Here is an 11,161-nt window from a genome sequence, read left to right on the forward strand (position 1 = left end):
GCTGTCCAATCCCATCCAAACCTCCGTTCCAAGCCGGAGGCTTCTTCGCACATTCGTTCTAACTTCGAAGCAAGGGTATCGGCTTCGCGCTTACGCGCATGTGAGCAGTGGCATCACTGATTGGGGGCGGATCGGGACACCAGCAGTGCCTCGCGCTCGTGGTAGAGGTCATCGACCTTCGTCAGCATGCGCGCGAGCAGGAGCTCGGCCAAGCGCTCGAGAATCCCCCCGCGGCAGTAAATCTCGCGTTCCGGCGCGCGGATCGCGGATCTGGCGCAGCCCATTGTTCGATGGCTTTCACGACCAGGTAGCCGGACCCGCCATACCGACCCGTTAAGGCGGAGGTAGGCGCGCATCCAGCGAGGCGAACTGTTGGGCTCCGAGGAATCGCGGCGATTTTCACCGTTCTCGCTCCAGACCGCCGCAACGAAATCGCAACGAATTGGGTGAAACGAGCGTGAACAAAACGGGAGGAAGGGCCCGTCACAGCGAGAAAAATCAACAGTTTAGAAGATGCTCACTCCGTTCGGGACGCAGCGATTGCTTTGCTCAAATTGCGACTGAAGCGAGTCAATATCTTCAGCGACATCGAATATCGTCAGCTTGAGAAATATCTATATCAGCTCAGGATCGGGGCCATTCTTTCTTCAATCGCCCGGCGCGCTCCGGAGGGCCATAGCTCTCGCCTGACGCCAAATTCCCGTTTGCGCCGCCCGCTAAAACAAGGCGAGAAAATCTAACCCGGTCCATCCGGTCTGCGGTGTCGGCCCACCCAGTGAAGTTCCTGGCCCGGCGGCACGTGCCAAGGCCGCTGCAGTGCCTATAAGAGACGGAAAGCTAACGCCGATCAAAAGTGCCTTCCATGCGGTTACAGGTCCGCGATACGGATAAATGACGGCGATCAAACCACCTAAGAGACCGTAGAGAGTCACCACGACTGCCCATTGCCAACTTAGAAGGAAGGCAAGATTTGGCAGATCGTTGAACATCTTAATGATGGAAGGAGCGAAGCTTCCCACAATGCCGAAAAGCCCGCTTTGGAGACGCCCACTTGTCGTCATTTCAATGCCCACCTATGCCCTGGATCTCCAATGTACACAAATGCCGACCAATATGAAGGGGCCCCGAACTGCCGAGCCATCGCCAATCTTGCCAAGCGCATCGCTTCCCCAGACGTGGCACCGTCCTTGGACGCTTTGAGCGCTTCGGTGACTGCCACGTAAGCGGGACGCGTCTGAACCTTCCACTCGGTCACCACCAAGGAGCGGGCACCTGCTGACAGAAAGGAATCCGCCAAGCCCGAAAAGCCGGCTCGGGCCGGCGTGCCGTCGGCAGCCGCCGTGCTGCAGGCCGACAGGAAAACCAATTCTGCATCAAGGTTTAATCGCGAAATTTCTGATGCCCTAAGCGGCTCAAAACCCATCGGATCTTTTTGATCCGATGTCAAAACGAGAAACGGCTCTCCAATCTGCGGAAAAGACTCGGCAGTTTCACCGTGAGTCGCGAAGACGAGTACTCGCGACTTTTGCAGATCTCCCGCGGATTCGATCGCTTTCCTCGTCGCTCTGGAGCCTACATATACGTTTGCGGCGCTTCCTCCCAGTTGCTTGACTACATCGTAGGCGAGATGCGCCGTCTCTGGTATGGGCGATAGCGCAACGTCACTGCCCAGCCAGGAATCGAAGTTCAAGAACGTCCTCTTGCGCCGAAACCAATCGCCGATATTCGAGAGTGTAGATGCAAAGCTGCTGTCGTAGCGGGGATCACCAGGGAGCAACGGATCCGCTATGACCGAGATAGGATTGGTGGCGGTCGAGGATGGAAAGTCGGACCGCAGATCAACCAGGGCGCCCAGGCTGGGCAGGTAGCCTATTTCCTTCGATAAACCCGGCCAGCCATCCCAGTCTTTGCCGACTGTGTTCAGATCGTCCGGTGCTGCCGGGTTCAAAGGAATTGCTTCGATGGGAATGTTTCGCAGGACATCGTGCGAAATCAGGATCCACCGGCGTTTTGAAACCGCCTCCGCTTCAAACAGTCCAATGGTATACGGCCGCATACGGAGCAGTGCTTCCATGGAGGTTGAAATGCCCCCTGCTTTTGACGCAGGTGCTCCTGCCTGTAACGGGTCAAGTGCGTTACGCATTGCCCGGACGCGCTCGACGAGTTCGGCGTCATTGATGGCGGCAAATCTCACTGCGATCGAATTGTTGGTTATGACAAGCGCATAAACGGCAAACCGGGTAGGTGTCAGCGATACCACTACTTCATCGGGAGCCAATGCCTTCTGCACCTGATCGATAAGGTCGGCTCCGGTCAGAGAAACTAGACCAACTGAAAAGGATCTTTGCAGAAGATCTTCCGCGGCGGACAACCGATCGCGCGCCCTCCGACTGGCATCCCATTGCTTTTCGAGATTGCCGTCCGTGAATTTCGAGCCGATAGAGGAATTCAACACGCGAATGCTTCTATCGAAGTCCGACCGCGCGTTCACCCAGCCGTCGATCGCGGAGAGCTGCGCCGACGAATTCGCCCTCCGCCTGAGGCGGGCAACTTGATAGTTGCGGGAGAACGACTCGTTATCGTCCATCAAGAATACGGACGAAGCTTCACTGGCGCGTTTCAAGGCATCGGTATCGCGAATCGCTGGAGGGCGCTGCAAGGTACCTAAGTATGCGCTTGCAAACATCGCACGAGTGTCTCGATCAAGTGCTTCCACAAACGGAAAGGAATTCCTGACGGAGTCAAATGCTCCCGCATCCTTCAACATAGAGAGGTTGCTATCGTCGCGACCTGTTATCCAATTCGCAAAGGCAAGTTTTGCACCTGCGCGAACAGCAAGGGACGTGCCTGGTCCCGTCGACCCCAATCCTGACTTGAGAGACGCTTCATAAGCCGGCGAAGAGTAACTCCATGGCTTTCCGGCTGCCCAGTATGCGTCACCCAATAGCAATAATGCTCGTCCGACGATTGCCGATTTTTCAGCGGGTCCGAACACTCCTTCGATGCCAGCTGGAATTGTTACAGGTGGAATTGGATCCGGCTTGTCACGCTGCCCCGCATCCGCCTTTGCTTTAGGTAATACAAATGACCCCGCAATCCAGCCGACTCGATGGTTTCCAGACCTGTGAGCAACATCAGCCAGAGCCACGTAGGCTTCCATGTTGCCATTGGTTTCTTCTTCGGGGTCATCGAACAAATCGAATGCCGCAAGCTGCTGGAGATAGATGTATGATCGATCGAAATCTTCGACCTCACCGTAGAAGCGTGCCAACATCTCAGTGGCCCGTTGGACCATCTCGTGAGGTAGATCCGCCATCGGCGCCAGGACTTTTGCTTGTTGCGGATAGGTCGAGAATCGTGAGTCGTAAGGCTGAGAGCTGATTGCGCTCGCTCCTCTCGGCAATAGTGTAGCCATCGCTAGGGCCTCTCTGGCGGCCGCAATAGCGCGCGTCAGGTCTCGCTTGGCGGAATAGAGATTGGCCAATGAGAGCAACTGTTCGACGACATCAGCGTAAGGCCTCTCATCCAAGTCTTTCATCGCGCTGAGCGCAGTTTCTCGCACAACGATCGCCTCGTCCAACCGACCGTTCATTTCAAGCGATGTTGCTATGCTTGCGTAAGCTCGCGCGGTTTCGACGGCTGCGCCCCCGGCTCGCAAGTGAGCCAATTCGTATTCCGAGCAACGAAGCCGAAGCGACGACTGATAGTCTCCCTTCAATTCAGCGTTCCACGCCGCTACTGAGGCATTTGCCTCAACGAAAGAGGCATAAAGCTTGTCGGCAGCAGTATCATACTGCGAATAGATCCAACCGATGGAGCGATCGCCCGAGACAATCGTCGGTGCTGGTTTCGGCATCCAATCCCGCGCTGCTTCCGACGGCATCTTGGTCACATCCTGTGGCCACGCGACATGGATGCCGGCCCTAATGTCAGCTGGCGCAAAATCCAAGTAAAGATTTGTCCGATCGGGGATGCGTCCCTTAAAAATGGGTGAGCCATCGACGATGATCTCAAGAAGCGTGCCGCCGCGGATCGTCGCAGCCAGCCGCGGGAGATTCGGAATGCTCACGTCTGTCGGCGTATACAGATGAGAAGGGCCATCGTCGTATGGGCCACTCCATTTATAACCGCTCGTGCGTAACTCGCGCTTAAAATCGGGGTCGTGAACCGATATCGCGTTCTCAAAGCCCTCGTCCGCACGGAACACGATGCCAGTTTCCGGAATGCCGGGCACGGCAGCGCTGATATCGTTTCCGAAGTCGGGAATCGTGCCGGTAACTTCGGCGAACTGGTCGCTTCCGAAACTCATGGTGCCGACTTCGACTTGATCGCGATACAGTGTTCCGAGGAGCGGGTCCCCTCCGAGCGCTCCCATTCTGGTGACTCTTATTATCTCGCCAGAGCCTCGAGCGAGGCGCACTCGGTCTCCGGCCGAAAGAAGCCCGCCGAACACTTGCTCTCCGTCTTTTGTCAGTACGGAAAGTCGGACGTACCTGGCCGCTTCAAAGTAGGGAGAAGCTTCTGGCAAATTTCGTGCATATAGGTGTTGATACGGCATCGCCCGGTCAAATTCATGAAGGCCCAATCCTTGAATGATCCTGGATGTGCGTTTTTGTTCTTCCGCCCACGTAACTGAAGCGTTCAAGGTATTGGTGGGCTTTAGTCGCTCCATCGCGAACATCGAGCGGGCAAAGGTGCGATCAGCAGCAGTTTTGTAATAGGACACCGCGTCATCATCGTTGAGCCCAGCAACCTTCATTTCGTGAAGTATGCCAAGCCGTTCGGCTGCCGCGGCATCTCCACGCTCGTACGCGATCATCAGCCAGTGAATTCCTTCGGTAGGATCGAACTGGCCATATTTTCCAAAGGAGAGGGCCGTGCCCAAGCTGACGATCGCTGGCAGATATTCTTGGGACGCTGATAGACGGAGAAGCGAGATCGCTTTGTCACCGTCCCAATGCACTTGCATGAGAGAATTAAGCTCCATCACCCGCTTTTGCATCTGGTTGCGCTGCTCATCAGTCAGGCTTGGTCCCGCGCCAGGACCTGCTTGCGGACGCGCGAGCAGTCGACGAACCAAGTCTTGCAGCTCCTCGCTCATGGGCTTGGACACCGAAGCAGGGATACGCCATCCCGCCTTCCAAAGCAGGGCGAGCAGGTACTGGCTTTCGGCTGCTTCCGACACAACAGGGCGACTTAAAAGCTCTTCCGCACGCTCCTGATTCCGTTCCACTCCTAGGCCGAACGAGAAAATCCTCCCTAACTCGATGACGGCGGCCCGGTTGCCGGTGGCCGCGGCCGTTTCCATTTTTTGGAGACCGGCGGCCTTCTCTTCCGAGTTAATCCCTGTGTAGAATAGCGACGCTCCCATTCGTGCCTGCGCCGAAGTCGAGCCTTTTTCGATTGCGCCCTGCAACAGTTCAAATGCCCGCTTTCTGACTACAGGATCTGACGATCCTTTGAGTAGGGCCACCCCGAGGCCCTCGTCGGCCTCCGGATGTTGGCCGTCCAGGAGAGGGCGATAGAGCTCTTCTGACTTCTGCAACGACGCCTGGGCATCCTTCCATTGCTCGGTAATGATGTCGGCTAGCAACAACGCGGCGGTAGAAGGCAACACTTTGATCAAGGGCGTAAGTTTTTCGGTAGCGCCGCTTATGTCGCCCATGTTGACGAGAAATGTTGCTTCGGCAAATCGTGCATCTGGATTATCGACGGCTTGGCATGCCGAAAGGCGGCTCTCCCAAGTCTTCTTCCCGATAGTGTTTGGAAGCAAGTGGATGCTGTCGGCGGGACGGGTCGGAAGGGCTGCACAAACCTCGGCTACGCCTGTAGTCGCGTTGCAGAAACTTGCCGCCAGTCCCAGCCCAAGTCCAAAAGCAAGTCTGGGAAGAGTAACCACAGGTTGCTCCAATAATCGTTAGCTCAAGATTTCGAGCGCTCACTTGGATCAAGTTTGCAATACATCCAGAAATAGAAGAAAATTGGTTCACAGGCAAGATCGTGGGTCCGGATTTGACTGAATACGGACCGTTCATCCGCGCTTGCGAAGTGGATAATAAGCAGTTCGACATTCACGGAATGGTCGCTAATCGCGTTCGGTGGACCCAAGTGAAAGCGTCTGCCGCCGACGCCAGGGTGACCGTAAGGCAGGTGAGGTCGCGTTGCTGATCGTGCGATGAGGTGATGCTATCGAAAGAGTGAGACAAGGAGCGACGTCGCGTCAACGTCCTTGTGAGCGTCGACCTAACGGTGACTCTGTCACCGCTCCGAATCGTACCATAGGCTCTCAAGCGTATTGGTGCATTCAGGCTGCATGCTGAGTTCTTTCTTCCTCACTGTGACCGCCTGACTCTTAATCAGCGGGTCCCAGGTTCGAGCCCTGGTGCGCCCACCAAACAAATCAAGACCTTAGCGAGAGAAACCGTTTGAGAGGGCCGAACTAAAACGGTTTTTCAAACGGTGTTTTTGACGTCCGGACGGCGAGTCCACTCTCGGCATTGTGATGTGCTCTCCCCGTCTCCGCGGAGGCCAAAGGCGTCTCGAAGGCCGCCCGACAGAACCGCTTCCTCAATGTTGTATCTGGGTCAGAGCCGCCCGTTATGGCCGGCATCTTCCCACTTCTTTTCAATGTCATCGGCGACGCATTGGGGCAGCTGCGCCGTGCTCCCATCGAAGTAATGCTTGAAGTCGACGTGGACCCTCATGTTGTCCGGGCGGTAGGCCGCCATGCGATCATAGAGAAGAACGGACGCTGCTTCGAAACGCTGATAGACCGATTTGTGCATCGGTGATCTCGATTCTTTCATGTCGGGGTCGATCGGCAGGTCACGAACCCCGGCCTTGAGGAAGCCTCCTGCCTGCTCATTGTGCTGGGGACCCGCGGGATTGGGCGACAGCCGTAGCACACTGCCGTCGTGTTTCAGGCCGCCCGGAATGAGCGAGGCTCCGGCGAGAAGCCAGTTGAGCGCGACGTCCGAGAGCCGCGCCTCGTTCTCGAGATAGCCGCCGCCGACATCGGCATGCACGCCCGGAAACCAGACCTGTTCGAAGTAAAGGTTGCCGTGCGCGTCCCGCTCGTCCTGCTTCTCGGCCGTGGGCGACCAGCCGACGCGTTTGAAGTCGGCGCGGTTCTCGTCGATGGAAATCGCGTGCTTGGCGTAGCCGACATTCGGATTCAGCGTCGTGTCGTAGAATTTGTGCTTTGGCGGCGCGAAATGCGCGGTCCGGAGGCGCTTGAAGAACCCATAGCCGAGCAAGGATGGCGCGATCTTGAGATAGTTCATGAGAAATGCGATCAGCGCTGTGGCGATGCCGAGATAGCTCAGACTCCAGGCCACCCATCCGGCCCATGGCAAGACCGGCTGAAGGAAGCCGCCGAGCCAGTGAAGAGCGATCAGTAGCGCAATGCCCGCCGTTACGAGCGCCGCGCCGAGATATTTGTGGCCGAGGGCGGCGACGGTATCAAACACGCCGATGAAGTAGGGAAAGACGTTCGCGTGCTCGGCGCCACCGACGGCGATTGTGCTGCCGTACTGCCGTCTGAATTGGGCGGCGATGGCGTCGCGCGTCTCCAGCAGGAATTGGCGGTACCCACCAATCCTGCGTGAGTACGATGGGCAGAATTGATAGACATCCTTGACGGCGTGCTCGGCCAGCCTGTGGATGCTCTTTGGGTCGCGGCGCAGGGGCGAGCCGTCCGGCATATGGCGCGGGATCCCGCAATAGGTCATGACGCCGGCAACCGACCGGACTGTGTAGGCGCCTCGGCTGAAGCCGATGAGAAATATCCGATCGCCTTCCTCATACAGGGCTATGATCGCGGCATAGCAATCGACGATGTTCCGCGTAATCCCGAGGCCCGTCGCTATGCTGGCGAGGTTGTAGAGCCAGCGCATCCAGCCGACCTTGAAGTGGCCGCCGTCCGACGCTGAACCAAGACCGGCATCATAGAAGGCGACCTGTTCGGATGGTTCGACCTTCGTGTCCGGGCCGATGCGGCAGGCGCGGTAGAGCTTGTAAACGTTCGTTCGCGCTTCGTCGAAATTGATTCCTCCGGCTTGGCCTGTGCCATCGGAAAAGATCACAATATTCTTCGGCATTGCACACCATCCCCAAAAGTGCGCCAAAGGCCAATCCATATCACAGATTGCATTGGCCGAAATGTGAGCTGGCCCACTTGCGCACAGCGCGGGTGGTCACGTCCGCAACAATTATCGTCTACTCCGCGGGAGCTGAAGCTCAACCGCTAGTCTCTCGGCATCCGCTCCCTTACCTTGCTCCCTCGGACCGCAGAACGCGGCGCTTCAAATTGTGGCGCCGGCGTTTTTGTTCGGCGGATACGGCCGCGGCCTGCTTCAGATAAGCCGCCTTTTCCTTTCCCTTCAATTTCTTGGCGAATTCCAGGATCGTATAATACCAACTGTGATGCGCGGCTGTATCCGTCGGCTCAATCTCCGCAGCCCGGTGGTATTTCTCAAATGCCGCTTTATAGGTCTTGGCGGCGCCAGTTCTGCGGGCCAGATCAGCAAGCGCGTGGCCCCAGCTTAGATAGACGCTGTAATAGTTTGGATTGGCCGCTCCCGCGGCCTGGAAATGCACCATCGACTTCTTAAACAGCACGAGGTCGTCCGTGACCCGTGCCAACTCATGTAGAGCCTTGGCAAAATTATTGTGAACTAGGTCGGGCGTCTGGGTATGTCGGAGCGCCGCTTCATAATGACCAAATGCTTCTCGCAACATCCCGTTATCGCTGCGAGGATATTCTGCGCGCGCCAGATCCGCCAACGCGTTCGCCAAATTGTTGTGGGCGTCTGAAAATTTAGGATCTATTGCCAGTGCAGCCCGATATTTCACGACGGCACGGTTGAGCAGCGCTTCCGCCGCCCTGGTCATCACTTCCGGCGCGCCATTGCGGACTGCCATGGACAGGTCGAACAGGACATTGCCCCAGTTGTAGAGGGCATCAGCTTCTGTGACCCGAATCTTCGCCGCGATGGCGAAATGCTCTGCGGCTTTCCGATAAACTTCACGATCATCGTTGATTTTCGCCGCTGAATGCGCACGATCGCCCAGAATCATTTGAGACCAGCCGTAAGTGTCCCGCTCCCGTTCGGTCAGCTTGTTCAACTGCCGGCCCTTGAACAACGCGGCAACGCGCTCATGCTCGCCTGCGAGGAAATAGTATTCGGCGGATAGGGCCTGCTCTTGGTCGGCGATCAGGGTGTCGAGCTGGGGCCGTATGACGGCGGCGACGTCAAACCGCCTTTCGCGGAGCCCAGGTTCGTCGTCCAGATTGCTTCTCGGAGCTTTGTAGTCCTTCAGCATCTGAAACATAGATTTTAAATGCGAGAACGGCTGCGTTACGAAACGCGGGGGAAAGCATCCGAGCCTTTGAGCCAGCGTGACGAAGAAATCATCGGCATCCCACCCCCCCAAGAAGTGCGTGCCGCGTCCCGGGGTGAGGAGCCGTTTGGAGACATGGGCCGGCGGCGTCTTTCCATAGCCCACCCAATAGAGCCCATACTCAAATGTCCTGACATCGGCCAGAAGATCAAAGACCGGATCGTTCTCGCCGCTATAACCGACCACAATCCAAATCCGGCCTTTATGCGCATCCTCGAAAACAGGTTTCACATAGCGCCGATGTTTGTTCACCTCTTCGCGCGTGTTGAGAAGCACAAAGCCATCACGCTGGCCATGGAGATGGAATATCGATTTTTCACTCACCTGGTCGGGATTGAAGAGATGCGAGGCGGCGAAGTCATAAACCGCCGGGAACGAAGTTATAAGTGAGCAGGCCCTAGAAACGAGAGGATCAAAATTGGTGGTAAGCACTCGATCGATAAAGTTGTGATCAATAAGTTGAGCGAGCGCGAGGTGAGCCCAATTGATTTTCGCATTGTCGATGTATCCGCCAATAAGGTCGCGCCGGACCCCCCGGTCGAGACTGGCCATGCAGCCAGGATAGTCTTTCGGGGTCGCGCGCGCGTAGGCGGCAGGATATGAGGTCCTAATATGCTGGACCACGGCACCTGCCGGCGGAATGCCTGCGCTGATCGAACAGCCAGCACCGAGTAGCATGGTGCATTTTCGCGTTGTGCCTGGTTTCGGCCGCAGCGCCTCTACAATGTCTTCTAACGTACGCGGGGGCGTTGGCATCAAAATATTCTCATGTTGGGATTGAGTGTACTACCACTCACGATTCTCTGCGTTTCAAAGGTCTGCCGACAACCCACCGAGCCGATAGAATGCGGGGACTCTTGGAAGGCTGCTATAGGGTCCTGGGTTTCTAAGATAGTTGGCACGGATCCCTACGCATATTCTAGAAGCGGCGTCACCAAGCATAGCCGAGCCCTCGGTGTAGTTAGGATCTGGCCCTTTATGGATCAGATCACTTCAAGTTGTAATGTTGACCCATTAAGAACTGCCGAAATAATTGATAGGTCGGGCAAATCGCCTGCAATGCTGATGTCACCAGAGGGTTCACGGGTCGTACCCAGCATATAGACATATAGAGTCAACTGATGGAGGGTTGCGCCTCAATGCGGCTATGCTAGTACGCCCGCTTTCGAATCGAGGAGCTGAAAGTGGCGAAGAAGGCAAAGAAGACGGCTACGAAGAAGAAAACTGTGCGTCGCGAATACACAAAGGCTGACGTGAAAGAGCTGCGCGCTCATTCGAAAGCGAAGACGCCCGTTGCAAAAATCGCGAAGCTGACAAAGCGCTCCGAAGGCTCACTCCGCCAAAAGGCGCTCAAGCTTGGAATCCGTCTCGGTCACCAGCGCTAGAGGCGACATCATGCTGCTCTAAATACGGTGTTCTCGACCAGAACGTTGGTGCAAATCATCTGCGTTCCCGTCGCTGTTAGCGCAATGAAGATGGTGAGCGCTCACTATGACTTCAGCTGGGCAACTGCAGTTGGCGGTTGAATAGAGGAGCCCCCTGGAATGCTGAGCAGAAAAGGAGCCATCTAGTGGCGAGCTTTCACGCGGCATTCAAGCGTACGGAAGTAATCGCGTTTTCAAAGCCGCAGGGCGAAGGAGGCTAGTCAAAAATCAAAGCGCGGGTGATTTCCTTATATCTGCGGCAGGCCTCGCACCAGCAATCAGGCCGTTATGAGCGGCAGATGATTGATCGCGTTCTTTGATTTTGTTGCGTTTTC

General features: G+C 56.4%; 5 protein-coding genes. 1 reads left to right on the forward strand and 4 read right to left on the reverse strand.

Features of this window, described 5'->3' with window-relative positions:
• Nucleotides 1–716: 716 nt before the first annotated feature.
• The 4 genes from ABID58_RS33975 to ABID58_RS33990 all read right to left on the reverse strand — a co-directional run bounded on the left by ABID58_RS33975 (nt 717) and on the right by ABID58_RS33990 (nt 9,954).
• Complete coding sequence (locus ABID58_RS33975) at nt 717–1,073, reverse strand: hypothetical protein (RefSeq protein ID WP_354037277.1); 357 nt, start codon at nt 1,071–1,073, stop codon at nt 717–719.
• Nucleotides 1,058–5,899, reverse strand: coding sequence for a CHAT domain-containing protein (locus tag ABID58_RS33980; protein WP_354037279.1), 4,842 nt, complete (start codon nt 5,897–5,899; stop codon nt 1,058–1,060). The genes ABID58_RS33975 and ABID58_RS33980 overlap by 16 nt, the downstream gene beginning before the upstream one ends.
• 685 nt (nt 5,900–6,584) lie before the next feature.
• The gene (locus ABID58_RS33985; protein ID WP_354037280.1) at nt 6,585–8,099 is read right to left on the reverse strand and encodes a T6SS phospholipase effector Tle1-like catalytic domain-containing protein; all 1,515 of its coding nucleotides are present in this window, start codon (nt 8,097–8,099) and stop codon (nt 6,585–6,587) included.
• Nucleotides 8,100–8,268: 169 nt separating this feature from the next.
• Entirely contained in the window at nt 8,269–9,954 is a 1,686-nt protein-coding gene (locus ABID58_RS33990) for an SIR2 family protein (protein ID WP_354037282.1), read from the reverse strand.
• 632 nt (nt 9,955–10,586) lie between these two features.
• On the opposite strand from ABID58_RS33990, the gene ABID58_RS33995 reads away from it, so the two are divergent.
• A complete protein-coding gene (locus tag ABID58_RS33995; RefSeq protein WP_027533616.1) occupies nt 10,587–10,787 on the forward strand; it encodes a hypothetical protein in 201 nt (66 codons plus the stop codon).
• Nucleotides 10,788–11,161: the final 374 nt, after the last annotated feature.

The organism is Bradyrhizobium sp. S3.2.6, assembly GCF_040546885.1.
Lineage (GTDB): Bacteria > Pseudomonadota > Alphaproteobacteria > Rhizobiales > Xanthobacteraceae > Bradyrhizobium > Bradyrhizobium cytisi.

Bases quoted from the DNA above. Each gene is read 5' to 3' on its own strand.
- ABID58_RS33985 (WP_354037280.1), bottom strand. From the start codon at position 8,099: ATGCCGAAGAATATTGTGATCTTTTCCGATGGCACAGGCCAAGCCGGA.
- ABID58_RS33990 (WP_354037282.1), bottom strand. From the start codon at position 9,954: ATGGCCAGTCTCGACCGGGGGGTCCGGCGCGACCTTATTGGCGGATAC.